This is a genomic window from Bradyrhizobium glycinis (assembly GCF_016031655.1).
GTDB classification, from domain to species: Bacteria; Pseudomonadota; Alphaproteobacteria; order Rhizobiales; family Xanthobacteraceae; genus Bradyrhizobium; species Bradyrhizobium glycinis.
On record NZ_JACCHQ010000007.1, the window covers coordinates 29,342 to 55,339 of the forward strand.

The following is a 25,998-nucleotide window of genomic DNA, read 5'->3' on the forward strand; positions in this document are numbered from 1 at the left end:
ACGTAGACGAGCACTGCTTCAACGGTTTTTCTAAGGAGGCATGCCTGCTCGACGAGACGCTGCGGGCGCGCATGAAATCTGAGCAGGACGACGACTGCCTATCCATGGACACGACACGGTCGATCTCCGAACGGCGAAGCAAGCTTGTGATTCAGCAGCCGGCCATTAGAGGCGCGAAGATCGGCGTCGTGAACGGATTGCGCGGCATCGCCATTCTGATGGTCGTACTTCATCATCTCTTCATTCCTTATGCCGGACGCAATCCGCTGCATGCGGGAGAGCTCGCTGCGGACGGCATTTTCACGAGCTTCATCACGTACGCTTGGCTTGGTGTACCGATCTTCTTTGTCCTTTCAGGATTTGTGCTCTACCTCCCTTATCGTATGGGGCGGCGGACTATCTCAGGCCCCCCGGACTTCTGGGCGTTCTATCTGCACCGCGCCAGCCGACTCCTGCCACTGTACTACATTGTAGTCCTGGTCTCGCTGACATTGCATGCGCAGACAGCAATCGGATCCCGCAATTGGTACCTCGAAGCAGGAGGGCTTCTTTCGACCCTGTTTGTGTTCTCGCCGCACGGTTTCATGCCGCCATCGAACATGGTGCTGTGGTCTGTCGGCGTGGAGATCTGGTTCAGTCTGCTCTTTCCTCTTTTGATCCTGGCGATCCGCCGATGGGGCATCGTCGCAGTTGCGGTTGCAGCAGTTGCAGTGTGCGCTGTGTTTAACTGCGTCGGCGGGTCGATCCCCATCGTGAACGTAGGCGCCTTCCGCCCATTCACGAACGGCATATTTGGCACCTGCTACCAATTCGTCCTGGGGATGCTGATTTGCGACACCTATGTGCGGATACTTGGAAAAGGTAACCGACCCTCATTTCATTTGGTGGCGCTGTTATCCGGCTTACTGGGGATGTTGCTGGCCGTATATCTGATGCACAACTCGCCATGGCTCTTCGGTCGAGTCGTGGGCAACGTGTTATTTTCGGCGGCTTTTTCGCTCGTTCTGCTCGGAAGTCTGTTTGCGGGCAAAGTGGTTCGATGGCTTCTCGAAAACTGGCCTCTGCAATTGCTTGGCTGCATGTGCTACAGCCTCTATGCTTGGCATGGAATTGTGATGGGAGAGATGATCCCATCCGCGACATCCATGCTGGTCGATACGATGCGCCAGCTCGTTCCTTTCACTATCGTGATCCTAGCGCTGAGCGCGCTGAGCTACCGATACATCGAATTTGGCCACGTTCGGGAATGGAAGGCCCTCTTTCTCATTGAGCCCGGCTCAACTTTGCGGCGACGGATGCTCCCGCAGTCGATTGTTATCGCTCATTCCTCGGATCAACCAGTGAGTGCCACCAATGCTCGGTTTCAAAGTTCATCGCCTACCGGAAAAGCTTCATCGCAGGTTTTCCCAAGCTCTTCTCTCGCCGACCAGCAAGAAGGTACTTGAAGATCGCCTCACCTATCTGACGCCTCAAAGATTGCTTCGAATTGAAAGGGCGGCCCGCGCTGTTCTAAAATCCGGGGCCCAGGGCGACTTCCTGGAGATGGGCATAGCTCTTGGCGGCTCAGGAATCATCATGGCGGAGATCGCCAAAGCCGGCGGCCGTCGCTTCTACGGATACGACGTATTTGGAATGATACCTCCGCCAACCTCCGAAAAGGACGATGAGAAATCGAAAGAGCGCTACGAAAAGATTTCTGCCGGTGAATCGACCGGCATCGGGAACGATTCATATTACGGGTATCGTAAAGATTTGCTCGGCGATGTCATGAACTCCTTCGCGCGACATGGACATCCCGTCGACAACCACACCATCATACTGCGAAAAGGTCTGTTTCAAGATACGCTGCCGCACCATCACGGCGCGATTGCGTTCGCTCACATTGATTGCGACTGGTACGATCCCGTAAAACTTTGTCTAGAGCTTATCCCGCCCAAACTAAGCAGGGGCGGCATTATAGTTTTGGATGATTATCATGACTATGGGGGTGCACGAACCGCCACCGACGAATTTCTAAAGGGCTGCTCTGATTTCGAGTTCGTAGACGGCCCGAACGTCATGCTTCGCCGGCGATAAAGCATCCACTCAGTGGGAGGTATCAAAGCCGAGTGCTAGTCTCTCGTCCGCGTTGAAGGTCGAAATCGATGCTCGATGCGCGGACGATTGATCGGCAATGTGATCTGCAGTTGCGATCGAGTTCGTCACTGCCGAGCAGGACTCCCTTCATCTCCGTAGCCTTCTTACGTCGAGCGCAAAAGGGCACCAAACCTACGGAGTTGGCCGCGCAACGATGGCAACAAAGTTTTTCGGAAAACCGCGCTCGGTGTATTTGTGCCGTAGCTCCAGTCTATTAAACAAGACACTTAGAACGGCGAAGCTCAACTTAAACCATAAGAAGAATGGGGCGAGCAGATATCCAAGTGATCCGGGAGCGATCTTCGAGGGGTGAAGCGGCATGTAGCGTGCAGCAGTGTTCATCATGTAACCTAAGGTCGAGTAATAGCCTTCCAACCAATCGAGTCTCTCGATCTCGAAGCCGGCCTCATTGAAAAGCATGCGCACCGCAAATTGAGTGTAGCGAAAGAAGTCGTATGGCTGCTCGTGCTCTTCATAGAACAATGGCGCCGTGTAAATCATCTTTCCGCCCGGCTTCAGAACTCGAAAAAGCTCACTCAGCACTCTATCCGGGTGGGGAAGATGCTCCATCACCTGATTGAACAGAATGTAGTCGAACCGCTCATCTTCCACCGGAATCGACGATAGATCGCAGACGTACGTCGATTTCGCGTACGTCTTGTCGACCTTCTCAAAGTCTGCGGATTCATATTTGGTATGAGAGAAGAGGGCCTTGTAAGGGGCGTCTCCAGCACCGGCATCTAGCACGAGCGCGCCACTCGGAACGATCTTGGAAAATTTTGAATTTTCGAGCCAAAGTCGATCGCGAGACGAGTTTCTCTGAAATTCAGATTTGAACAGATTACGCATGAGGCGCCGTGGATGTGGTTACCGCACTCTCCACTATGCACCGCATTGCATCCCAAGTCGAGCGGTCGCCTGCCGTGTTCTGATGCCCTGCCCGAGGGGCAAACCAGTAGGTTCGGCGAAAGCGGCAAAGTATTTCGATGTGATGAATGTGGGCCGTGTGGTCACTTTCTTTGCCGCCCTTCTTTGCTTCCAGTCGTGTGAGCCCCTTGCAGGCAAAGCAGCAGATCGCGGGCGCTGGGCCGTAAAAGGTGTCGCAGGGCACGACAAAAACAGCTTTCGCTTTGACGCTAGGCAGTATTGCCCATCAACGAATGCACGTAAATATCGAGAGCTTGCGCTAAGCTCGGCACGGGACCAACTAGCTTGGCGAATGAGTGGGTCCAACTCTCGACAAAACCTCCGATCTTTCCATAATTGTTGTCCACGACGGTATGGGGCACGTCCAGCAGCGTACAGAGGATGTGAGCATGGAGACGATCCGTTACAACATATCGGGCAGATCCGAGCTGCCTTAAGCCACGATCCACTCGGTTCGATGCTAAATTCTGAAACCATTCGAACCGACGATCAATCCTCGATACTACCTTCTTGTCTGGCGACAGGAGCATATTGGCCCACGTTTTTAAGATCATGCGCTTACCAATGCCCCGCCGCTCAAATAGCCAATCCTCCACTGCACAGGATCCCGGGAGCTGAATGCTCTCCTCGTGCTTGACGGCTTCATGATCTGTTCGAAGAAGGAGCAGCAGGTCTCTACCTATTGAGGACGGCACGCGCTGCCGACCCAAGCAGAACGCCATATCGGGGCAGAGTTGAACGGCCGACGCAAAGGACTCTTGCACCTCCCCTAGGCTCCGAAGGTCCCGGACGAGCATAGTGACATTCTTATGAGCGTTGATGATCCTCTTCGACTTCTCCAGGTTTGATTTAGAAGAAAAGTGGACTGTCTGCGGGAGCTGAACAATCAGCCGATCTGGAAAGCTGGAGATGAGCATCTCACGAAAAGCTTGATGCTTCGGCCAGAGATCGCCGAAATTTCCGCCTCCGTGGATGAAGATAGGACCATCCGGAACAGCTTCTATGAACTCGTCTTTTGACCAAGTTTCGCATGTACATACATAAGCAGGCGAATGCCCTAGCTTTTCTTTCAGATACAATGTTTCACCCAACCATATTGCGCTGTCGCCAACGTTCGGATGGTCGGGAAAATCAACCAATGCAAAATTTCGGACTCCGCGGAGCTGCGGGGCAATTACTTCATCGATTTTGTGCTGAAGCGTTACGATGAGGTGGTCAGCGCTGCTATCTCGGGCCGTTGCGCTCATTATTTCTCTCTGAGGTTACTGACTTATTGTCCTTGGCCACGTCTCGCGGCCGAAATCGGTTATGCAGGAACATCGTAACGAATTCCGCGATTTCCTGCTCGGGGCCTTCCGGTCGACCTAAGGAAAGCCAGCAGATGTAGACGGTGAGGAGATACGTAACCGCCCCGGAGATCACAATGATGACCAATTTCACGAGTTTGAGATGAGCTCCCATCGTAACGTCGATCCATGCGCCGGCCCCATAGGCGCACATCGCCATAACGATAACGCCCATTACAAACCTGCCATTCGTCGCCAGCTGTCTCAGCACCGATAGCCCCAGCAAGCGCCGCACCATCATCATGGCAACCACGATGCCGACCAGCCCGCTGACACACCGCGCCAGAACAATGCCAAGAAGTCCTCCGGAGAACATCCCGATGATGACAAGCGGAACACGAACGGAGACATTCACAATGTCCCTTCGTAGCAGCTCGCGTGTTTCGCCCTTCGCCATAGCGAGGGGTTGGAGTCCGTAGACCATAGTCTGCAAAGCGAAGATGCTGGACAGGAGCTGTATGATCAATATGGCGTTCTCCCATCGCTCTCCCATTGTCACTTCTACAAATGGCCGGGCAATCAAAGCGAAACCGCAGCCCAGCGGGAAAGCAATCGCGCAAAGAAGCGCCTGGGAGCGTTCGTACGCCCGCCGCAATCGCCCCATGTCGTTGTTCAGTTTCGCGAACCCCGGGAATAACGCCTGGGAAATTGGCATCGTCGCTTCGCGTGTGGGCAACAGGGCGAGATTGTCTCCCATTGCATAATAACCGAGCGCGGAATTGCCCAGAAAGTAACCAATGATCAAGTGATCGAACTTCCAATTGAGCGTATTTATGGCCTGTCCGAGGGTAAGCCACACCGAGAATGACAGGAGATCGCGAACGCGGCTGAAGTTCAGGCGCGGACGATAGGAAATCATGAAATAAGAGAGCGCTGTCCCGAAGATTTGGGTTGTCAACAACGATGCCAGGAGTGCCCAATAGCTGCGGAAACTGATCGCAACCAGAACGGCGACAATGAAACCAGCCATCTTCTGTGACACCTGCAGAACGAAGTCTTGCCAGAAGACCAATTGACGCGAGAACAAGATAACCTTGGGGTTGGAGAGACCTCCGATAAGAGGCGACAGACTCATCGCAGCCATGACACCGACGAGACGGGTGTCACCGTACAAAGTTGCAATCGGCCATCCCAGGCCGAGGATGATCAGACCCAGAAGTATTCCCCGCACCATGTTCAGCGAGAACACGGCATCGAAATGCTCGTCCGAGATGGACTTTCGATAGATCAGAGCAGACGCGAGCGACAACTCGGTGATCGACAGGACAATCGCGCTGATCGTTGTCGCAATCGCAACCAACCCGAAATCTGCGGGCGTGAGGAAACGCGCGAGGAGCAGCATGCTCAAGAAGGTCACGAGATTTCCAAGCGCCCGCGCAGCCGCTATCCAGAACGCCCCTTTCGCCAGCATTCGTTTGATGCTCGGTGTGCGAACCGGATCCGGAGTTGTCTCGTTGTCCATTGTGAGTGGGTACGCTGATATCCAAGTCGGACATGAATTAGATGTGACGGCGCTAAAGCCGCAGGGGCATGCGCGCACTTACCCTAATCGACTTCCCTAGTCGAAGCCAACCCGCGCAAGAATCAGTCTTGCAGATCGGGGACAGTCGGTGCGTGTGGCGAATTAGCGGTCTTGCGTTGGTTTCAGGGGGCGCCGCCACAAGTCAATGCACGTTCAGCAAAAGCAAGCGGCAAGCTCGCGCCTTGACCGGCTGAACGACATCCGTGCTACACGTGACGGGACTCGTCAGAACCTGTTTGCCTCCCTTTTCGTCAGCAGCTTCGGAGCTGAGCTTGGCACTCAAATTGAATTGGCCGGAGCGCTGAATCGGAGGGAGTTGCACCTCGATCACGCTGGCACCGTCCGCCCGCTTCTTACCGTTGCTTCCCTGCAGTTTTCGGTCGAGCGTTGCGATGACCGAGTTCGAAGCCGGATCGTAGACATAGACCTGCAACGTTCTGTTTGTCGGATAGCCTTCGGGTATGTTGATCGGAACCTCAAATTTGAGTGGATCCGCAGCCTTCAAGGACAGAGTGCCTGCGCCAGATTTGAACTCCCCCGGTGCCTTGACCGGCAGGAATGCCGGTTTCGGCATGTCGTTGATCGCTGTGGAATAGCCAAATTCCCCGGGATCTGGGGTCACTTCGCTCGGTCCGCACTGACGGGTACCCTGGTCGGAGTGGGTGAACTGGCAGACACGGACGTAGTCGATCTTAAACGCCTGCGGAAAAGCAGCCTCATCGATGCCATGCCGGCCCGCCCACTGGCTACCGCCTACGGCAAAGTTGAGATCGACATGCGCAGGAGGCCCAAGTTGACCATCCTTGCGCAACCACTGGTAGTTGCGAGTATAGATCAGCTTGCCGTCCCAGAAAAACGAGACCTTGTCGGGAGCCCAGACGTAGCCCGCCGTGTGCCAGCCGAGATTGAGGTCCTCCGCCGCATACATGTTCTGAAACTTGGTGATGAAATTCTTGTCAACGTAGGAGTACTGCTTTTCGTTGAAAGGAGCCACGACGTTGGAATGCAGGGAGTTTGCCTTGTCCTCGACCCCGTTGATCACGAATTCGAAGATGTCGGCCTCAGGCGGGTGCCAAGTCTTTCCGTCGATATCGTAATCTGCCTCGAGCCAGAAGGCCGGAAACACGCCCTTGGCATTCGGCAGGAACACCCGCGCCTCATAGTAACCATAATAGAAGGTTCGATGGCTTCGGATCATCGCGGACTCGAACAGGTTCGTCCCCGCCATCTTTTTCGCCACGAGGCTCAGCACGCCGTCGGCAACAACGTGATTGTCACGATAGCGCTGAACCTCGTCCTTGAAATGGTCCATGCTCTCGTTCTCATAGATGTAGCGTGTCGCCCATTTGGTCCGATCCAGCTTGTCGCCGTTGAACTCGTCCGAAAACACGAGCTCCCAGCCGGCAGAGCGCGCCGAATTTACAGGCATGAATGCACTAATAATCAGCAGAACGCTGCCTGCAACTTTTCCAGTTCTGAAAGTCACCATTCGAAGAGATCCTCGCAGATTCGCATCATCCGCAATCAGCGCGCAATTGTCACGGCCCACGGAAGCGCAGCCAGATCGCCAATATCTGGTGACTTGAGATGTCGACCTCAGTAAGGCATATACCGAGCAGATCGGGTTCAGGCTCACTCTATACAGCGACGCCCACTGGACGAGCAGCCATTTTGGCGCAATTGCGGCTCTGCAAGGAGCGCATTGCAGAGTAACCCGTGTGGAATAGGTGAGCTATAGTTCAATACCGGATTATTGAGGACCCAGTGAAGGCCGGATTCGCGCCCCCAGCACTCATCATCAATCTCGATCGCGACGTGCTGCGTTGGCGGAATCTTTCGACTGCGCTCAGTGAGCTTCGCATCCCCTATCAACGGGTCCGCGCCATCGATGCCCGCAAGCGGATCAGTCTCATTCGTCGCGTCGTGCGGCGCGAATTTGACTACATCCCAGCAAACCGGCATCTGACCGATGCAGAGATTGGCTGTTACCTGTCTCACATCGCTGCATTGAAGCGCGTCGTACGGCAGAAGCTTCCGGCCGCGATGATTTTCGAGGACGACGTTACATTCGACGACAAGTTCCTGCGGTTCTATCAGGATGATCTGCCGAGGTTTCTCGCCACCAGCGACATCGTGAAGTTCGAGGGTATTCATTACGCGCATACTTCGAAATCTGGAATTCCCATTGCGCAGGGAAACACCAGTCAGCTTGTGCTTCGCGTGAGGCCAACCCTGGGCGCCGCTGCCTACGCCATCACAAGACAGGGGGCCCTCGCCTTGCTCAAAGCCATCACGACTCCTGACCGGCCCTACGACCACAAGCTGGCCTATTATGACCGCCATTGGGTCGACTATGCAGAAACCGAACCCTTCCTCGCGAGCCAAGCGTCCTACACCAGCAACCTTGAACATGAACGCGCGGTGTTCGACCGGAACAATGATCTGTCACAGAGTGTTCGTCGCGTGCAAAACCGGTTCAGCGCGCCCAGCCGCGCAGCCCTGCGTTTGGCATACATTCTCAAGTTCCTGCTCAAGCGGCGGCTGTTCAGTCCAAGACAGAACCCGGCCGCCGCCGGATCATGAAACCCTCGATGCCGCAGGCTGGCGAAACGCGCGGCCAAATCGAGCAAGGAGAACGTTGCGCACCATCACGAGTGGCCGGTGCATCGCGCGCACCAGCCACCCCGCGCGTCGACACAGCCCATTGCGCAGCGACGTATCGGCATTGAGCAGGTTCAACTCCTGTCGTCGATCAACCTCGATATTGCTGGCAACCGCGGCCTGCTGGATCAGCATCGGCCGGATCTCGCCAAAAGCGGCCCGATACCGCTCATATCCGATCAACAGGTGATCGGTCGGCCAGTCCAGCATCGAGAGGCGCTTGAGCAGCGCTCGGGCACCACGCAAATTGACTGCGTATCCCGCAGACCCCAGCGTAGGATTCAGCGGCACGATCAGCTTGGTCAATCCCCCTGAACATATGATGGGGCCGGATCGCGAGGTGTGATCGTAAAACAGACCTTCCAACTTAACCACGTCGCATCGGTCCAGGTAGGCTGGCAGCTCGTTCTGATAGAAATCCACAAAGCCTTCTGAGAATTCGGCGTCATCCTCCAGGATGATGGCTCGCTCGATGCCACGTCGAATGATCCGACGCAGAACGCCGATGTGAGAAAGTGTGCAGCAAATCTCGCCGGTGGTCAGCGGACGACCGTTCTTCCTGTTAACGAAATCCCTTCTGATCACCGAACGGATCAACGGCAACTTGCGCCTGCCATCGATAGCTGAAAACCGTGAATAAGGTAGCCGCGCCTGAACCATGAAGCGTTGGATGTTCTCCCAACGTTCGACGTCACGGGTCAAATTAATGATGAAGATCGGAATGCCTGGCTCGTCTGTCATCGTCTCGCGTTCAAATCGCACTGGGTGTTCTGTCCGTATTGTAGATCAAACATGACAGGAGTGCCAACCATTGACACATGTGGCCAATCTTGGGCACGTCCGACCTCGCCAGGACTGGCGGAAATCTTGCCCCTCCGATCACTCTGCGATAACGTCGAGATGACACGGCTGCGCTTGGGCACCTGCTTTATCATCGAGCAATGAAGAAGATACTCTGGATCTGCGGCCGGCTGCCGTCGCCGCTCTTCACCGGGGACGCGCTTTACTCCGCGGGATTGCTAAAGGCGTTGGCACTGAGCCAGGGGACCAGCGTCACACTGGTCGGGACTCGTCGAGCCGTTGATCCGGTCGGCAGCCACATTCGTGATTTGCCCAACACGATTTGCATCGACGCTCCTCCGATGCGATCGTCCGGCTTGCAAAGCCTGCTTTCGCCCCTGCCTCGAGATGCGTTCAATCTGAGTACGCCCGAACTGCAGAAGTCATTGGCAACGCTGCTTCAACAGCAGTGGGATTGGATCGTCATTGATCACGCTTATTCCTCAGGGTTACTCTCGGAAATTCTGCAGCATCGCAGGCGCGCCTCGATTTGCTACATCGCGCACAATGCCGAAGGAAACATTCGGCCACAGATCGCGAGCAGTTTCGGGAATTCGCTGAAGCGAACGCTCATGCGCCTGGACGCGGGCAAATACCAGAAGCTGGAGAACAGGCTCCTGCAAGTCGCAGATGCGGTCACCAGCATCTCCGACGAGGACGCATCGTATTTTCGACGCTTTTCGAACAACGTCCACGTCATCCCGCCAATCTATCTCGGACAGATCAGCCCTCCGCGCTCGATTGAATCGACCTGCCCCCGCGCGCTGTTGCTGCTCGGCTCCTTTGAGTGGGTCGCCAAGCAAAGGAACCTCGAGCTGATCGTGGAAAACCTGATGCCAGGCCTCCAGCGCAACGAGATATCGCTCAACGTGGTTGGTGCAGTGCCCCAGCATCTGCGCAATCGTTTCAGTGGCTTTGGCAAGCATCTGGCGTTCCACGGCCGCCTCGATGACATCTCGCCCTTTGTCGCGGCCTCGCGCGCCGGATTGGTGGCGGACACCGTAGGCGGCGGCTTCAAGCTCAAGGTTCTCGATTACGGGTTCGCACGGCTGCCAATATTCGGATTGCGCAATGCGCTGGCCGGCACCACGGCCGATGAGCAATCGGCGATGTTCCTCGCCGACGGGCTGGAGAGCCTGGCCGACATTGTGGTGCGCACTATCGACGATCTCGCAACTCTCAATTCGAAGGAAGCGTCGCTGTTCGGGCTGTTCTCCGCTCGCTTCGGCCTCGAGGCGGGAACCCGCCGGCTCACCAAGGTATTCCTATGACGAAGATGACGTCGTATCGTTGCTATTGGACTGCGCAAACGGCCAATCCGACTGGCCAGATTTAACTGCTTCCTAGCCAATGACGGGAGGCTGGATGAGCTCGACGATTGCCAACACCATGGGTACGGCTTCCGATCCGGCGCCTCCGCTTGGGTCGGATGTCGAGCTGAACTCGACCGGCAAGTGGCTGGTCCGATGCTCTGTCATATCGGTCCTTTTCCTTGGCCAGATAGCGTACAATATCGGGGAGTTTCCCCTTGCCTTGGACCTGGTCTGCTATGCGCTGACTGTGGCTTATCTCCTGGCGTCCGGGCACGCATCCCTCAGCGTGCCCTCGCTGTTCATCTGTATAAGTGCAATCGCGCTTGCCGCCTTTCGAATACCTTTTGCAACCTCTTCGACCTCCTGGAGTTCGTTGCTGCTTCTGGCCGCTTTATACGCACCATTCTGTTTCCGTCTCGCAAGGCGCCAGGACCTTGATCCTGTACTGAACTATACGCTTAAGACCTATGTCCTTGCCGCGTCGACAATCGCGGCGATAGCGGTCGCGCAGTTCGTCTTGGTCAATGGCGCCAAAATAAAGCCGCTCACCAACATCTACTTTGTGCTGCCCCCATCCGTGCGAGGAGCCGGCTTCTACACTTTCCTTCGTGAAGAAGGCGGCATCATCAAAGCAAATGGATTTTTTCTTCGCGAAGCGGCCGACCTGTCGCTTGTAACGGGCCTCGCGCTTCTCATCGAGCTTCGCTCCACCAAGAGGCCGATCCTGCTGGGCTTGCTTTCGGCAGGCCTGATTTGCTCGTTTTCGGGTTCCGGAATTGTCGCGTGCTTGGCTGGCTTGCTGCTTCCGAAGACACTCGGACGAATTCCAGTTTTCGTGGCATCTGCGGTCGGACTGTTTTTGCTGCTTACGTGTCTGTACGGTCTCGATCTTCCCTTTCTGAAGCCGTGGTTTGATCGCCTGTCAGAGTTGGGAAAGACCGGAACAAGCGGATACGCCAGATTTGTCGCACCGATGGAAATGGTACAAATGAGTTTCGACGGCGGCGTGCTCAAGACTTGGCTCGGCAATGGGGCGGGCAGTTTCTTCCGGGATGTGACACTCGGCAAGTTTAGGTATGAAGTTGCTGATCCGACCTGGGCCAAGGCGACCTACGAATACGGCGTGCTTGGCCTGTTCCTATTCCTGACCCTTGTCATCGTGCGATTGTACTCGAGCGCCCTGAACGTGGAGGCGTGCCACTTCCTCCTGATAAGCTGGATCAGCTTCTCATTCCTGCTCAAGCCTGGCTATTCCTCGTTGATTTGGCTGCTGACGCTCGTCCCAAACATTCGTCGAACATCCAGGCGTTGATGCCACCGAACGGCGTAGAGCGGCACTTATCTCACCACCCTCAAGAGGGTGAGAGCCGTTCTCATAAGCCTCGGACGGCTCGTAGGCGCATAACGCCAGCTCACCAGAGCGCGGGAAACGCGCGCCGGCCCTGCCAACACCCCTATTGTCCAGAGCAACAATGACGCTCGCTGGGCAAAGGAAAAGCCCTGAGGATAGACAATCGCCTTTAGCATATCCTGCAAAACGCTCGTAGCGCTGTCGTTTGCGATCGGATGGCAATCGGGGCGCAACGCAAGCGACGCGGCCCGCAAACAGAGATACAGCATGTTTCTGTTCAACGCGTCAGAGGCAACATGAACACCCGCGCTCGCGGCAACCTCCGTGAAGAACTTGAACCGGCGGCGGGTGACGTCAACCTCCCGCGCAAACCGCGTCTCTTCGAGTTGAAGAAACGCACCGTGGTTTTCACCATGGACGCGATAGTCAACCAGCAGCTTCGGAATGGTGATCACGTCGCCGTAGATGGGAGCCGCCGTCACCAAGTAGCTGTCAGGCGCCCTATCGACGAAGTCCGACTTGAAATCGAAGATTCTCTCAGCCACCCAACGGGGATAAGCATTGCCGGAGCCCGGTGGCGTAGGGTAGACACCAGAGGTCGTGGCCCACTGTCGCACTTGTTGCGGCGTTGGTACGACAAAAAATTGCGGCAGAATGTTGCCCGTCGGATTTCCATCTGCGTCGATGGCGCGCATTTGGAACTGGAACTTGCTCGCTCTGTCGGACCACACCGCAGCAATTTCACTCATCACATCGGGGTGCAGTGCATCGTCTGAATCCAGGAAGATGATCACATCACCGGACGTTCGGCGGAAGCCGTTCACGCAGGACTGCATTTGGCCGGCATTCGCCTGCGCGACAACAATGACCTTGTCTCCAAACGCGGCAATGACCTCCAGCGAATTGTCAGTCGACCCATCGTCGACGACAACCACCTCTACGTGTGGCCAGCGCACATCGAGCGCACTTTGGATCGCCGCTCCCACGTATTTGGCGTAGTTATAGTTGGGGATGACGACAGAAAGGGTTAGATCACGCGCCAACGCAGCCTCGCAGATGTAACGTTATCCGAGCCTTCGCTTCGGATTTTTCAGTCACGGTCCTATCTCTCCCACAGCCCCCTTCGATATCAGCACATTGTAAAGACGGCGCCATGAAACCGTCGAATTATATTCGAACAACTTGCATACATTATGGGCTGGGTTTTCACCCATGGGTACGGCAACCTTCCTGTTGTCGAAAGCGAGCTGGAATCGATCGTGTCAGTGCAACTTTATCGAGAACTATCTTGGCTTCCAAGACCGCCGGAGGACTTCTCCAGACGCTGCAAGGAGTTATGCAACGGCGGAAGGGAATTAGGCAGGGATATTCGGTTCTTGGCAAACCATGCGCTGGATCAATGGCAGCTTGCTCGGCTTGGAAGAGCCATCGCCGGAGCCCGTGAGCAGGGCTTCTCGCTGAAGCCTCTGATGCCGTTTCGATTAGGTCTGATCGGAAACGGCACTCTGGATCTGATGGTTCCAGTTCTGACTGCCACCGCGGCCCGCCACGGCTTTGCCCTGGAATGCATCACCGGTGCCTACGATCAATACCTCCAGGATGCCCTGCGGCCAGATTCAGCTCTCAATAGGTCCCGACCGGACGCAGTCCTGGTGGCGCTGGATCACCGCGGCCTTGCGCTTCAGCCGAGCCCCGGCAACGAACAGGTCGCCGCTCATACCATCGACGCCGCCATTGGCCTTCTCGACACCATTCGCAACGCCGTCGCGCGCAATAGCGGTGCGGTGTGCATCCTGCAGACTCTTGCAGCTCCTCCTGAAGGACTTTTCGGCTCTTTCGATCGCGCATTGAGCGGAACGGCGAGAAATCTTGTTGATCGCCTCAACCAGAAGGTGTGCGAGACGGTCGTCACATCAACAGACCTGCTGCTTGACGTTGCCGGCATCGCTGAAACGATAGGTCTAGCGGATTGGCATTCTCCAGCACAGTGGAATCTGGCAAAACTTCCGTTTTCTGATGATTACGTTGCGCTCTACGCGGAGCATGTTTGTCGGATCATGGGGGCTATGCGGGGCAAGAGTCGGCGCTGCCTTGTACTCGACCTCGACAATACGGTCTGGGGAGGCGTTATCGGCGACGATGGCCTTGAAGGTATCCAGATTGCGCAAGGCGATGCAACTGGTGAGGCATTTTTGTCGGTTCAGCAGCTTGCACTCGCCTTGCGTGCGCGTGGCGTGGTTCTGGCCGTGAGCTCGAAGAATACGGACGCGATCGCACGTCGTCCGTTCAGGGAACATCCCGATATGCTCCTGAAGGAGGACCACATTGCGGTGTTCCAGGCAAATTGGGAAGATAAGGCCACCAATATCCGCGCGATCGCCAAGGAGCTGGCGTTGGGGCTTGACTCGTTGGTTTTCCTCGATGACAACCCGGTCGAGCGCGGCCTAATCCGCCGCGAGATTCCCGAAGTAGCGGTGCCCGAGCTCGAGAGCGATCCCTCTGGCTACGCGCGCACCCTGGCGGCGGCAGGCTATTTCGAAGCTATCGGCTTCTCCGAGGAAGATCGCGTGCGCGCCGAGATGTATCAGGCAAACGCCCGCCGTTTGAGTTTGCAAGGACAGACTTCGGATCTTCTGTCCTACCTGCGCTCATTGGAGATGCGCATCGTGTTCGGCTCTTTCGACCGCACGACCAGATCGCGCGTCACACAGCTGATCAACAAGAGCAACCAGTTCAATCTGACTACTCGCCGCTACACCGAGTCCCAGATCGAACAGCTCGAAGGCGACGGTGAAGCAGTGACGATGCACGCGCGTCTCGTCGATAAATTCGGCGACAATGGCATAATTGGCGTCGTCATCTGCAGACTCTCCCGTCCGGGCACCTGGCTCATCGATACATGGCTGATGAGCTGTCGAGTGCTGGGACGGTGCGTCGAACAAGCAGTGCTTGGAGAGCTGCTGCTTCGTGCACGCGCTGCAGGTATCGCGACCTTGGAAGGCCTTTACATTCCGACCGAACGAAACGAGATGGTCCGCGATCACTATGGTAAACTAGGATTTACGCGGATCGACGTTGGCTCCGATGGGAGCAGCCGATGGGAGTTAAGTGTCGATACAGAAACCGGCGACGTGCCAATGACCGTTGAGCGTCAACAACCACAGCTGCTGCCTGCCTGAGTCATCTTTATTCTGAAAGCCGATGCATCTGAGCTGATCGTCGATGAGCCTTACGTCTCCCCTGTTTTTCGCATTTCTTGCCGGTGTCGTTCTCGCTTATCATCTCAACGCGTCCGTTTCCTACCGCCGTGCGGTGCTCGGACTTGGCAATGCTATCTTCATCGGCAGCTATCTCACCGACTACACGCAGGTCCTGCCCCTGATCGCTTTCCTGCTCCTGGGTTATGGATGCGTTTCGGTTCTATCGGTCTGGAAGTCTTCGGTCGGGTTGGGCCTTGGAATTCTTGGAGTCCTGGCCTACTATGTCTTTCTGAAGCGTTTCTCCTTCTTCGATGACTTCGGTCATCTCCCCTTTCCGTATCTGACGATCGGACTTTCCTACATCCTGTTCCGGGTCCTGCACGTCATGGTCGACGTCCACTCGGGCGACCTCGACGAGCGAATAGATCCGTTGGGGTTCTTCCGCTACACATGCAATTTTCTGTGCTTCGTGTCCGGTCCGATCCAGCGCTATCAGGATTTTCGGACGGCCGACGGCACTGCCGTTGTCGAACTTGATGCAGACAAGGTCTTTCAGGCCTTTGCGAGAGTGGTCGCGGGCTACGCAAAGTTTGTAATGATCGCCGCCGTCGCGGAGTACGCGTTCTCGTTCCTGAAGCCGCAGCTATTTCAAGCGGGCGACCCATCGTTCGCGAAGCTGTGCATCCTCTACGCGGTCGCCGCTTCGCTTTATACCGTGTATCTGTACTATAACTTCTCCGGATACATGGACATCGTCATTGGGAGCGGCACGCTGCTTGGCCAGACCCTGCCGGAAAACTTTGACAATCCCTTCTCCGCCAGCAGCTTCCTCGAGTTTTGGCAGCGCTGGCATATGACCCTATCGCAGTGGTTCAAATTCTATCTGTTCAATCCGCTTGTGATGCTGCTTATGTCCTGCTTTCCGGCGCCCGCACTCACGGCCTACCTCGGCGTTTTCGCGTTCTTTGTTACGTTTCTCGTGATGGGCGTGTGGCACGGCACTACGGCCGTATTCGTCGTCTACGGACTTTTGATGGGCGCGGGCGCGAGCATCAACAAACTATGGCAGGTCGCCTGCACAGAGCGCCTTGGAAAGAAGCGCTACAAGACGATGAGCGAGACTTCGGGTTATATCTATTTTGCGCGTGGTGTTACGATCGGCTATTTCGTGCTGGCTCTGACATGCCTATGGACGCCCGAATTGTTGGACTTCGCGCGGCTGATCGGCCGGCTCGGCCCTGCCGGAGTGTTGGCTGCGTTCGTCGGGATTGCGCTTGCGTTTGGATCGTTCTGGTGGCTGGTCGATCGGGTTGCTCCCCGCTTGACCGCGCCGGCCATTTTCGCGACGGCTCGCGACAGCCTTGTCGGCCGTAACCTGACGCTGGCGAGCCAGATAATGGCCATCGTCGCGGTCACCACGTTGCTTCACAAGTCTCCCGACTTCGTCTATAAGGCGTTCTAAGTTGAGACACATCCTGCGACAGACCGCTCTAACGTCGGCATCGTTCGCCTTCCTCTACCTCTTGATCGGCTGCCTCTCCTTCCTGGTGTTTCCGGATCCGTCACAGGGAGGAATTCGCGACTTCCAAGTGGCCGAGCGCACACTGTTCATGACCGTGCCGAAATACGTCTTTCTCGGACGCAGCGTTCTCGACACTCCGGACAGCAAGGTGATCCTTTTAGGCGCGTCGAATACCGCTGTCGGTTTCATTCAGAAAGAGATCCAGCCAAGATTGGCGTGCGCCAAGGTCAGCAATCTCGCGATGGGCGGCGCGAATATTTCGGAAGTTGCCCAAATCATTGACCTGGTGCGCGAGACGCAAAGCAGCCCCAATCATGCCCCCAATACATTCGTGATTGGCGTCTGGTACGGAATGTTTGCGGATTCCGATATAAGATTTTCCGATCCCGATCGGCATCGCGGAGACTCCGACCTGGATATCGAAAAGTACCGATACGGCTTTTATCGGCGGACTGCCAATGGTCCCGTCGCGATCCTGCCGCCCAAATGGCTTGATGTCGGCGTCATGGCAATTCGCCCGCTCCTTCTTGTCGAGAAGGCCGCGCGCGAAGCCAGAACGGGAGTCAACCTGCTCCTGACCGGACGCCGGTCCGCACAACGGACGGAAGCAGAACGCGAAGTCGCAACAATGTCCGAACAGGACAAGAGGAAGGCCCTGGAGTACTGGCAAGGGAATATGGGCAAGAACGGGATTTCAGAGACGGAATCCAATTTGCTCGAAAGCACGATTGCGTCGTTGCTGGATTCGGGAGAGCGGGTCGTGCTCGTCGACCTTCCGATCCCCGCGTGGCATCGCGACGCAAGCCCGTATCAGGCGGGCTATGCGGAGAAATTTCAGGAACTGTCGAGACGATTCGGCTCGCGGTCAAACTTCGTCTCGATGTCGATGAGCGATCTTGATGGCGATTTGGACTACTCTGACGAGGTGCATGCAAAGCGACATCTGGCCGACGTCTGGTCGGCCAGATTAGCCGCTCTCTTGAGCTCTTTTGCCTGTCGTGAGAAACCCGACAAGCCGCGGATATCGTCGCGCGGTCCCGAACAAGCTACGGCAGCATCGTTCGACCATTGAATTGTCGCTTACCGATCGTCGAAGTCGACGGGAAGGGTATCACCTATGGACCGAGATAAAATCTACGCGAAACTCACATCTGTCTTCCGCGACGTGTTCGACGAGGATGACCTCTCTTTAATGCCGGAGACCACGGCCGAGGACGTTGATGGCTGGGATAGCCTGTCGCACATTCGTCTCGTCCTAGCCGTTTCGAAATCGTTCGGCGTCAAGTTCTCCGCGTCCGAGATTGGCGGACTAAAGAACGTCGGAGAGTTCGTCGAACTCATTCAGAAAAAAACGTGAGAAGCCAAGGTGCGTCGAGACGAATGCCAGATCCCGCCCGCGCTAGGGGGCTTCACCTTTCATCATCTAGGCTTGGCCGTCGCTACCCCGGATGAGGCGTTTCGTTACTTGGGATTCCTCGGCTATGTCGCAGGACCCTCCGCTTTCGATCCCTTGCAGCGGGTCAATCTTGCGATGCGTCATCATCCGACGATGCCCGATGTTGAGATCATTTGGCCCGGCAACGGCCCATCTCCGATCGACAGCCTCATAAAAAAAACGGGGACGATGATCTACCACGTCTGCTATGAGTGTTCCGAGGCCGAAGGAGCGCTTAACGCGCTTTCGGCTGCCGGTATTCAGATTGTGGAAGTTAGTCCACCGACCCCGGCGGTCCTGTTCGGTGGACAGGAAGTTTCTTTCCACCATGTTTCAGGGTTTGGCCTGATCGAGATATTACACAAGGGTTCACTTTCCGGACGGCAAGAAACAGCAAGGGAACGATGATACGTTCAACCTTTGGTAAGATCCTCGCTCAAGCTTGCGCCGATCTGTGCCTGGCGCTCGCAACTCTCTCGCTCGTGAGCACATCCGCTCAGGCTCAGGTCGGTTACGGAAGAACGACCGCACCCATCTCCGGTGGCACGGGAGTTGCAGCGCAGCCGCAGAACGCCTTTCAAGGAATGAGCGGAACATACGCGCCACCGCACAAGACACCGGATGGCCGAGCGTGCATCTCAGTTCACCCGATGACGCGTCCGCAGATCATCAATCCTAAGATCATTGACCAGATCGTTATCGTGACCAACATCTGCGGCCAATCAATCAAAGTCCAGGTCTGCTATGGTGGCAGCACCGATTGCATTCTTGTGCCTTTGGGGGGATACCAAAGATTACAGAGAACGTTGGGGGTCGGGGCGGGCTCGACTTCCTTCAGATATGAGTACCGTGAGCTTTATTGAATTCTTGCGTTCGCCCGATTTGCCCGCCTGCATGTTCAAGGCGACACCCAAGATACCTACTGGCTTGGCTCTTCAACCACCAAGATACTGATGCAGACAGCGCGCCGCAAAGGCCATACGGCTCGATTCATTTTTGGCGTCTTAGCCGGATGCAGCTTTGCATGCGCATTGGCGACGTTCGTGCTCGCTTGGCCGAGGCACTCTCAAAGTAGAGGAGCTGAGCTCCGGCCGGCAGCTCAATACACACTCAAGCTCAATCGCGACATATCGCCCGCAACGGCTGGAACGATCATCGCCGAGTCCGACGGTCTTTTCACGCGGGCAGGGCTTGAGGTGCATGTAGTGGCAGGCTCAGGAGACGCGGATGCGTTCGCCGCAGTTGCCGCTGACGAACATACTATAGGGATCGCATCCGCCGCCGCATTTCTCAAAGCGCGATCAGAGGGTCTCGCGATCGTCGCCTTCGCTGGCTGTTACGCGGCGAGCCCGGTCGAGTTTTTCGCGCTGCCCGACACCAAGCTCTTGCTGCCATCGGATCTGGAAGGCAAGCGAATAGGTTACATGAGAGGACCCGAGCTCTCCGCCGTTCTCTATGAGTTTGTCAGCAAGAATTCGCTTGCGCAAAGCAAGCTCCTTCCGATCGAAAGTGACGATCCTTTGCAGGATCTCCTGAACCGGAAGATCGACGTGCTTCTCGGCAATCTCGACGTCGAAGGCCAAGAGTTGGCGCGGAGGAACATCGAGTACAAGACGCTAAGCCCCGCCTCGTACGGCGTGCACGCCGCGGCAGCGGTGTATTTCGTCCAGGAACAGGCCCTCGGCAATCGGCGCAGTCTGGAAAAACTCATCATCGCCACCGCTCAGGGCTGGAACGCTGCCTACGCCGATTACGACCGAACAATTCCCATCATCGCCAACTCCATCGATCCTCCTCTTTCGCGGCCGCTGATCGCTCGGCTTATGGATGCACAGCGTGGTTACTTGCGGCCCTATGCAGCAAGGTTTGGTGAGCTGGATGAAAGGCGAATTCGCAGCCTCCAGTCGCAACTCTTGCGAAGACGTGTTCTGCAAAGACCGGTCGATCTGAACCTTGCCGTCAACTACGACATTCTGAAAGAGGCCTATCGTAGCGGGGCGAAAAATCTAACTCGTGATGAGCCTTGAACAAATGTCCAACACTACTCAAGCTATCATTTTTGGCGGCGCAGGCTTTATCGGAACGCATTTGGCGAGGGGTCTTGTGGCCTCGCAAAAGTATAAACGCATCGTGTCGGTCGACCTTAGCCCGCCCAGGGCCACCGTGGCTGGCGTCGAATACCTGCACCACGACGTGCGCCAGACGATCGATTCCGGGATTTCGGATGGAGGTCTTGCGGATATTTTCAACCTCGCTGCGGTCCATGTCACGCCCGGGCACCCCGACGGTGATTACTATTACACAAACGTCCTAGGAGCGGTGAACGTCTGCCGATTCGCCAACGCAATCGGCTGCCGCGAGATAGTGTTCACAAGCTCTATCTCGATTTACGGACCAACCGAAGCAGCGCTTGATGAGGATGCTATGCCGGCTCCCGTGAGCGCTTATGGACGCTCGAAGCTTGCGGCCGAGAAAATCCACTTGCTCTGGCAATCCGAAGCTGCCGACCGGAAGCTCACGATCGTTCGTCCGGCGGTCATCTACGGACTCTACGAGCGCGGAAATTTCACTCGGCTTTCGCGGATGATGGAGCGGAATGCCTTCGTCTATCCCGGGCGGAATGACACGATCAAATCGTGCGGTTACGTGAAGGATCTCGTCTCGTCCATCATTTACATGTCGAACAAAAATGACGGCGTGTCGGTCTATAATTTCTCTTTTGAGCATAGATATACGATCAGCGAAATCTGTGCTGCGTTCTCGAGGGTTGGTGGCTACAAGAAGCCTCGGCTGACAATTCCAATCTGGCTCATGGATTTCGCCGTACTTCCCTTTGAAGCCTTGCATTCCGCCGGACTCAATACGGGCATCAATCGGGACCGCGTAAGGAAGCTGTGGTTCTCGACGAACATTCTGCCTAAACGACTCGTCGCTAGCGGTTTCAAGTTTTCATACGACTTGGAAAGCTCACTCCTCGAATGGAAGCGCGAGTCGGATCTGAGGGACTTTGATTGATGCCTCTTCTTGGTCGCGGCCAGAAGTCTTTCATCAAAGGCGGAGCCGAGACAGGCGGCGAACTACAGAACTCCGGCTATCCAGCAATGCTGGCAACCTCGGGGCTCTGCACGCTCGTTGCTCTGGCGCCGCTTCCCTTCGCCTCCGTGGATCCGCGAATTGTAGCGGCCTGGGTATTGCTGCTTTCTGCGGTCCTTTTGCTGACCATCCCACAGGAGATTAGCTCGCGCGATCTTGCTTTCCTGTGCGGATTTGCAGCGATCTCGCTTTCTTGGGCTGTCGTCGTCAGCGAACAGTTGGGTGAAACGTCGCTGCTGCCGCGGCGACTAATAGCTCCAATTTGGGAGCAGACTTCGTCAGTTCTGGGTGAACCGTTGAACGGCTCGATTTCCGCAGCCCTCAATCAGCCCTTCTTCTCGGCCGGATCTCAGATTGCCTGCCTCCTGTCCATGCTGTGCGGATATCTTATCGGGCGCAACCGGAACTCTGCCCGCCAGTTACTGGTCTCATTTTTGGGATCGACGTTGGCCTATGCCATCTATGGACTGGTCGCCTACAGTTTCTGGCCGGACTATCTGCTTTGGCATCGGAAGTACAACTATCTAGGTTCGATCACTGCAACCTTCTACAATCCAAATGTTGCAGCCTGCTATTTTGGGGCCGCAACCATTGGTTGGGTTCTATTCTTTCTCTCTACAAGCAAAGATCATCAGGGCGGACCGCCACTTCCATGGCAGGAGCGGATCAAGTCACGCCTGCACGCGTTCTCGCCGCTAAGGACTCTTCGTCTACTGGCCTGTTTTGTGCTACTCTCGACGACAATGCTGACGGGATCGCGTGCCGGATCGATCCTAGCGCTGCTTTGCTTGGCCGGGGCACTCGGAACCCACTTCCGCCGAGGCCTGCAGAAGCGGAGGCTGCTCTGGGTCTTTCCGATCCCTGCCGCGCTTCTAGTGATCGGCGCCATTTCAATCTTTGCACCCGTGGTCAACCAGAGGTTCGGGATTCAGGGATTTTTCGATTCGGGACGCTGGCAGGCGTACCTGTCGACGCTGGAAATGATCAAGGACCATCCGTGGTTAGGATCTGGGTTGGGTACCTTTCGCTGGGTTTTCCCACAATATCGAAGCGGCGATATCCCGTCATATGGAGTTTGGGAGCAGGCGCATAATTCGACGCTGGAGGAAGCCGCCGAAATGGGCATTCCTTTTACCGCGATTTTAGCCACCGGTTGGTTTGCCTGTTTGACCGTGCTGTTCCTGGGGATGTTGGGTCGCAATCGTGACACGATTCTACCGACTTCAGCCTTTTGGATCGGCCTATTGGCTATACTGCATTCGCAGGTCGATTTTCCGCTGCAAATTCCGGGCTTTGCTTTGGCGGTCTACCCCATTTTAGGCATGGGTATGGCCCAATCTTTTTCCAGCCGGGACAATCGGTTAACCCACATTTCCGATAGGCCCTGAAACGCTGTACATTTGCGTAATTTTCTTTTAAAAAACGAGAGATTAGGACGGTTGGAAGAGGTTAGATTATGCGCATTGCGAGCCAGTGGTTGTCGTCGAAGCTGATTGCTTCGGCCGCGATTTGTGCTTTAGGTTTGTCCTTGCCCGCAAGTGCGTTCGCAGCTTGCGTGAATGATCCCGACACCGCTCAGAAAGCAGCGGCGTTTACGACCAATCCCGGCTCGCTACTGGAGGGGCCCAATGGACCTCGTAGTCCGGATGACGTAGCCGCTGATGTACAGACCTTCGTCGCGTCCTATCCGCAGGCGCTTCCGGCGGTGCTAGCCATTTTGAAGGATCTCACCAACAAGGGGCCTTCGACTTCCCCCCTCCAGAAGGCCATTGGAACGGGTCTCGGAAAGGCTGCGAACGTCTGCAAGACGACCGACCTGACCTTCTCCCTGGAGATTCAGAGCGATCTCGGCGCCACCGGATCATCTGATGCCAACGCGCAATACGCGGCCCTGACTGGAAACGATCCGACCCGTAGTGTGGCTCTTTCGGGCGCCACAACCGGCTCTTCGGGCGGCGTCGGCGGCCAAACGTCAGCGGCGGGCGGCACGTCTGGAGCCGGATCGTCCTTGCAAACTTTCGTTGCCAATAGCGTGTCCAACAATCCGACAAATTATTTCAGTTCAAGCGCAGGCAGTGCGGGCTCAGCAGGCGGAACGACCACGACCATTGTCTGCACTGTTTCAGGTTCGTGCTGAAGTCACTGGGCTTTTCCCTGAACGGTCCATCCGAGTTTCGGCGTTCGGATGTGGTCGCCTTGTTTTTCGAGTAGTTGCGACAATCAGTCAGGGTAGACGAGCCGGATGCTTCAAACACGAATTCCCGATCCTCATGCGTCATCGCAAATGCAGCGCGCCGACACGGCTTCGCTCGAGCACACCGTTTCGGTGGCCCTTGGCCTGATCAGCCGACAATATCCTGTGATGATCATCACGGTGCTGCTTTGCTTGGCCATGGCCGGCGTTTATTTGTTGACTGCTCCCAAGCGCTACACTGGTACCGCTGTCCTTCTGATGGACAGCCGCAAGATGCAGGGTCTGCAGACGCAAGTCGGGGCAGCCGGAGACAATCCGATCGACACTGCCATGGTCGACAGTCAGGTCGAAGTCCTAAAATCCGAGACCATTGCCTCGGCGGTTATCAAGGACTTGCGGCTCTTGGATACTCCGGAATTCATGCGCGAGGACGCCGGTCTCTTGGGCGGGCTCACCGATCTGTTCGCAAGCTTCTTCCCGGAAGAGAAGCCCTCCGACGACGCGCTCATGCGAACGGCCGTTGGGCGCATTGTTAATGGCCTAACCATTAAACGTGTCGCCCAAAGCTACGTTATCGAAATATCATACCAATCAGTCTCGCGTGATCTTGCCGCCCGGATCGCAAACGCGGTCGCGGAGAATTATATCACGGATTCCCTTGAATCGAAGTACCAAGCCTCGCGCCGTGCGGCGGTCTGGCTCCAGGACCGCTTGAAGGAGCTGCGCGCTCAGGCATCCAACGCTGAACGCGCCGTAGTCGATTACAAGGCAAAGAACAACATCGTAGACGCCGGCGGGCGGCTGCTAACTGAACAACAGCTCGCCGAAATCAACAGTGGCCTTACTGAGGCGCGTGCCAAGCGCGCCGAAGCCGAGGCAAAGCTGCACCGGATAACCTCGATTCTCAACGCCGATGAGAGCGACTCTCAGGTCATTTTGAACGATTTGGCGACCGTCAATGATTCAATGGCTAATCCGGTCATTACCAAACTGCGCCAAACTTATTTGGATTACGCCGCCAAGGCGGCGGACTGGTCCAACCGATACGGCTCAAACCATCTTGCGGTGGTAAATCTGCGCAACCAAATGCGCGAGATCCGGCGTTCCATCCTCGACGAACTTCGTCGAACAGCCGAAGCCTATAAGAGCGATCTCGCAATCGCCAACGCTCGCGAGCAAGCGAGCCAAAAAAGCCTGAACGATACCATCGCTGTGTCCAACGATACGAGTCAGGCGCAGATCGTGCTGCGGGATTTGGAGAGCAACGCGCAAAGTGCCCGCGCTTTGTCGGATAATTTCCTGCAGCTCTACATGGTCTCGGTGCAGCAGCAATCCTTCCCGATTACGGAGGCAAGGGCCATCACCCAGGCCTCTGCACTTTCGACACCGAAGACCTCTCCTAAGACGGCATTGGTTCTCTTGGCTGGGCTGGTCGGCGGTAGCATTCTTGCGGGCCTGGTCGCGATCTTCCTTGAAATGCTCGACCGCGTTTTCCGGACCGTCGATCAGGTCGAAAGACTGCTCCAGACCAACTGTCTCGCCTCTGTACCGATCGTTGATTTCGAGGCAGGCGCGGCCGCAGTGGGCTCGTCGAGCCGCCTCAAATGGAGGCCGTTCTCGAGTGGTTGGATTTCGAATTCGCGGCAGCGCTCTCGTCTGATCGCTACCGGCCAGCCGAGCCAAGCCATGGAGGCGGAAGCGCCTCGTCTGATCGGTCAGGGCAACCGGCAACTTACCATGAACAACAGCGTTGGACGCTTCGCAATCAATTCGCCGTTCTCGCGGTTTGCCGAAGCGTTTCGCTCTATTAAGTTGGCGACTGATCTGAGCGACTATGGCTCACCGCATAAAGTCGTCGCGATTACCTCGGCTCTTCCCAATGAAGGAAAATCGACAGTCAGCGAGGCTTTGGCTCAAACCACGGCTCAGAGCGGATCGCGCACGCTTCTCATCGATGGCGATATTCGGAATCCAAGTCTAACCCATCGCCTTGCGCGTTCGGCGGACGTTGGTCTCATTGACGTCGTTTTCGGGCAAGCCGACTTAAAGGAAGCGCTCTGGGTCGATCCGCAGACCAATCTGCACTTCCTGCCTTGCGTTGTGACCTCACGGTTCTCAAATTCCAGCGACCTCTTGGCTTCCACGCAAATGCAAAAGTTCTTTCAACAGATGCGCGAGGAGTATGATCGGATCATCCTAGACCTCAGCCCGTTAGCGCCCATCATCGACGTGCGCGCGACAGGTACGTTGGCCGATTCGTACATTTTGGTCATCGAATGGGCGAAATCGAAGGTCGATATCGTCGAGCGCGTGATAAAAGAGACACCACTAGTCCGTGAGCGTCTAATGGGCGCGGTACTCAATAAAGTGAACCTCGCTGCGATGAGCCGCTACGATACACATAGCGGAGGCTATTACCGCAACCAGTACTACTCGCGATACGGGTACGTGGACTGAC

Annotated in this window: 21 protein-coding genes; 15 read left to right on the forward strand and 6 right to left on the reverse strand. The window is 56.0% G+C overall.

The window, feature by feature from the left end:
• Positions 1 to 71: 71 nt before the first annotated feature.
• Both HZZ16_RS12755 and HZZ16_RS12760 read left to right on the forward strand, forming a co-directional pair.
• Positions 72 to 1,445, forward strand: a complete 1,374-nt coding sequence (locus HZZ16_RS12755; RefSeq protein ID WP_197948805.1) for an acyltransferase family protein — start codon at positions 72 to 74, stop codon at positions 1,443 to 1,445.
• Positions 1,354 to 2,076, forward strand: a complete 723-nt coding sequence (locus HZZ16_RS12760; protein ID WP_197948806.1) for a TylF/MycF/NovP-related O-methyltransferase — start codon at positions 1,354 to 1,356, stop codon at positions 2,074 to 2,076. The genes HZZ16_RS12755 and HZZ16_RS12760 overlap by 92 nt, the downstream gene beginning before the upstream one ends.
• A gap of 192 nt (positions 2,077 to 2,268) precedes the next feature.
• On the opposite strand, the gene HZZ16_RS12765 is transcribed toward HZZ16_RS12760, so the two are convergent.
• From HZZ16_RS12765 to HZZ16_RS12780, 4 genes are all read right to left on the reverse strand, one after another.
• Positions 2,269 to 2,985, reverse strand: a complete 717-nt coding sequence (locus HZZ16_RS12765; protein ID WP_197948807.1) for a class I SAM-dependent methyltransferase — start codon at positions 2,983 to 2,985, stop codon at positions 2,269 to 2,271.
• Positions 2,986 to 3,272: 287 nt separating this feature from the next.
• Entirely contained in the window at positions 3,273 to 4,310 is a 1,038-nt protein-coding gene (locus HZZ16_RS12770; protein WP_197948808.1) for a polysaccharide pyruvyl transferase family protein, read from the reverse strand.
• On the reverse strand, positions 4,288 to 5,871 hold the full coding sequence (locus tag HZZ16_RS12775; protein WP_197948809.1) for a lipopolysaccharide biosynthesis protein: 1,584 nt from the start codon (positions 5,869 to 5,871) through the stop codon (positions 4,288 to 4,290). Before HZZ16_RS12775 ends, HZZ16_RS12770 begins: the two co-directional genes overlap by 23 nt.
• Before the next feature lie 202 nt (positions 5,872 to 6,073).
• Complete coding sequence (locus tag HZZ16_RS12780) at positions 6,074 to 7,420, reverse strand: glycoside hydrolase family 16 protein (protein ID WP_197948810.1); 1,347 nt, start codon at positions 7,418 to 7,420, stop codon at positions 6,074 to 6,076.
• Between the two features lie 275 nt (positions 7,421 to 7,695).
• Between HZZ16_RS12780 and HZZ16_RS12785 the strand changes: the two genes are divergently transcribed.
• On the forward strand, positions 7,696 to 8,514 hold the full coding sequence (locus HZZ16_RS12785; protein WP_197948811.1) for a glycosyltransferase family 25 protein: 819 nt from the start codon (positions 7,696 to 7,698) through the stop codon (positions 8,512 to 8,514).
• Here HZZ16_RS12785 and HZZ16_RS12790 read toward each other — a convergent pair.
• Positions 8,509 to 9,333, reverse strand: a complete 825-nt coding sequence (locus HZZ16_RS12790) for a glycosyltransferase family 25 protein (RefSeq protein WP_197948812.1) — start codon at positions 9,331 to 9,333, stop codon at positions 8,509 to 8,511. The genes HZZ16_RS12785 and HZZ16_RS12790 overlap by 6 nt on opposite strands.
• Before the next feature lie 200 nt (positions 9,334 to 9,533).
• Between HZZ16_RS12790 and HZZ16_RS12795 the strand changes: the two genes are divergently transcribed.
• Complete coding sequence (locus tag HZZ16_RS12795; protein ID WP_197948813.1) at positions 9,534 to 10,703, forward strand: glycosyltransferase; 1,170 nt, start codon at positions 9,534 to 9,536, stop codon at positions 10,701 to 10,703.
• Between the two features lie 94 nt (positions 10,704 to 10,797).
• The gene (locus HZZ16_RS12800) at positions 10,798 to 12,057 is read left to right on the forward strand and encodes an O-antigen ligase family protein (RefSeq protein ID WP_197948814.1); all 1,260 of its coding nucleotides are present in this window, start codon (positions 10,798 to 10,800) and stop codon (positions 12,055 to 12,057) included.
• Positions 12,058 to 12,083: 26 nt separating this feature from the next.
• Here HZZ16_RS12800 and HZZ16_RS12805 read toward each other — a convergent pair whose 3' ends face one another.
• On the reverse strand, positions 12,084 to 13,139 hold the full coding sequence (locus HZZ16_RS12805) for a glycosyltransferase family 2 protein (protein ID WP_197948815.1): 1,056 nt from the start codon (positions 13,137 to 13,139) through the stop codon (positions 12,084 to 12,086).
• A 333-nt stretch (positions 13,140 to 13,472) separates the two neighbouring features.
• Here HZZ16_RS12805 and HZZ16_RS12810 point away from each other — a divergent pair, with 333 nt between their 5' ends.
• From HZZ16_RS12810 to HZZ16_RS12855, 10 genes are all read left to right on the forward strand, one after another.
• Positions 13,473 to 15,275, forward strand: coding sequence for an HAD-IIIC family phosphatase (locus HZZ16_RS12810; RefSeq protein WP_197948816.1), 1,803 nt, complete (start codon positions 13,473 to 13,475; stop codon positions 15,273 to 15,275).
• Positions 15,276 to 15,318: 43 nt separating this feature from the next.
• On the forward strand, positions 15,319 to 16,758 hold the full coding sequence (locus tag HZZ16_RS12815; RefSeq protein ID WP_197948817.1) for an MBOAT family O-acyltransferase: 1,440 nt from the start codon (positions 15,319 to 15,321) through the stop codon (positions 16,756 to 16,758).
• A gap of 1 nt (position 16,759) precedes the next feature.
• Complete coding sequence (locus tag HZZ16_RS12820; protein WP_197948818.1) at positions 16,760 to 17,890, forward strand: SGNH/GDSL hydrolase family protein; 1,131 nt, start codon at positions 16,760 to 16,762, stop codon at positions 17,888 to 17,890.
• 45 nt (positions 17,891 to 17,935) lie between these two features.
• The gene (locus HZZ16_RS12825; protein WP_197948819.1) at positions 17,936 to 18,175 is read left to right on the forward strand and encodes an acyl carrier protein; all 240 of its coding nucleotides are present in this window, start codon (positions 17,936 to 17,938) and stop codon (positions 18,173 to 18,175) included.
• A gap of 9 nt (positions 18,176 to 18,184) precedes the next feature.
• A complete protein-coding gene (locus tag HZZ16_RS12830) occupies positions 18,185 to 18,661 on the forward strand; it encodes a VOC family protein (protein WP_197948820.1) in 477 nt (158 codons plus the stop codon).
• Positions 18,662 to 19,206: 545 nt separating this feature from the next.
• Entirely contained in the window at positions 19,207 to 20,280 is a 1,074-nt protein-coding gene (locus HZZ16_RS12835; RefSeq protein ID WP_197948821.1) for an ABC transporter substrate-binding protein, read from the forward strand.
• A 4-nt stretch (positions 20,281 to 20,284) separates the two neighbouring features.
• Positions 20,285 to 21,268, forward strand: coding sequence for an NAD-dependent epimerase/dehydratase family protein (locus HZZ16_RS12840; RefSeq protein WP_197948822.1), 984 nt, complete (start codon positions 20,285 to 20,287; stop codon positions 21,266 to 21,268).
• Positions 21,268 to 22,734 (forward strand): O-antigen ligase family protein, encoded by a 1,467-nt coding sequence (locus HZZ16_RS12845; RefSeq protein WP_197948823.1) that lies wholly within the window; start codon positions 21,268 to 21,270, stop codon positions 22,732 to 22,734. Before HZZ16_RS12840 ends, HZZ16_RS12845 begins: the two co-directional genes overlap by 1 nt.
• Before the next feature lie 68 nt (positions 22,735 to 22,802).
• A complete protein-coding gene (locus tag HZZ16_RS12850; protein ID WP_197948824.1) occupies positions 22,803 to 23,483 on the forward strand; it encodes a hypothetical protein in 681 nt (226 codons plus the stop codon).
• 147 nt (positions 23,484 to 23,630) lie between these two features.
• The gene (locus HZZ16_RS12855; RefSeq protein ID WP_197948825.1) at positions 23,631 to 25,997 is read left to right on the forward strand and encodes a polysaccharide biosynthesis tyrosine autokinase; all 2,367 of its coding nucleotides are present in this window, start codon (positions 23,631 to 23,633) and stop codon (positions 25,995 to 25,997) included.
• Position 25,998 lies beyond the last annotated feature (1 nt).

Coding starts and splice junctions, on each gene's coding strand:
- HZZ16_RS12800 (WP_197948814.1), top strand. CDS start 10,798: ATGAGCTCGACGATTGCCAACACCATGGGTACGGCTTCCGATCCGGCG.
- HZZ16_RS12790 (WP_197948812.1), bottom strand. CDS start 9,333: ATGACAGACGAGCCAGGCATTCCGATCTTCATCATTAATTTGACCCGT.
- HZZ16_RS12770 (WP_197948808.1), bottom strand. CDS start 4,310: ATGAGCGCAACGGCCCGAGATAGCAGCGCTGACCACCTCATCGTAACG.
- HZZ16_RS12765 (WP_197948807.1), bottom strand. CDS start 2,985: ATGCGTAATCTGTTCAAATCTGAATTTCAGAGAAACTCGTCTCGCGAT.
- HZZ16_RS12780 (WP_197948810.1), bottom strand. CDS start 7,420: ATGGTGACTTTCAGAACTGGAAAAGTTGCAGGCAGCGTTCTGCTGATT.
- HZZ16_RS12840 (WP_197948822.1), top strand. CDS start 20,285: ATGTCCAACACTACTCAAGCTATCATTTTTGGCGGCGCAGGCTTTATC.
- HZZ16_RS12795 (WP_197948813.1), top strand. CDS start 9,534: ATGAAGAAGATACTCTGGATCTGCGGCCGGCTGCCGTCGCCGCTCTTC.
- HZZ16_RS12850 (WP_197948824.1), top strand. CDS start 22,803: ATGCGCATTGCGAGCCAGTGGTTGTCGTCGAAGCTGATTGCTTCGGCC.
- HZZ16_RS12755 (WP_197948805.1), top strand. CDS start 72: ATGAAATCTGAGCAGGACGACGACTGCCTATCCATGGACACGACACGG.
- HZZ16_RS12835 (WP_197948821.1), top strand. CDS start 19,207: ATGCAGACAGCGCGCCGCAAAGGCCATACGGCTCGATTCATTTTTGGC.
- HZZ16_RS12775 (WP_197948809.1), bottom strand. CDS start 5,871: ATGGACAACGAGACAACTCCGGATCCGGTTCGCACACCGAGCATCAAA.
- HZZ16_RS12855 (WP_197948825.1), top strand. CDS start 23,631: ATGCAGCGCGCCGACACGGCTTCGCTCGAGCACACCGTTTCGGTGGCC.
- HZZ16_RS12760 (WP_197948806.1), top strand. CDS start 1,354: ATGCTCGGTTTCAAAGTTCATCGCCTACCGGAAAAGCTTCATCGCAGG.
- HZZ16_RS12825 (WP_197948819.1), top strand. CDS start 17,936: ATGGACCGAGATAAAATCTACGCGAAACTCACATCTGTCTTCCGCGAC.
- HZZ16_RS12815 (WP_197948817.1), top strand. CDS start 15,319: ATGAGCCTTACGTCTCCCCTGTTTTTCGCATTTCTTGCCGGTGTCGTT.
- HZZ16_RS12845 (WP_197948823.1), top strand. CDS start 21,268: ATGCCTCTTCTTGGTCGCGGCCAGAAGTCTTTCATCAAAGGCGGAGCC.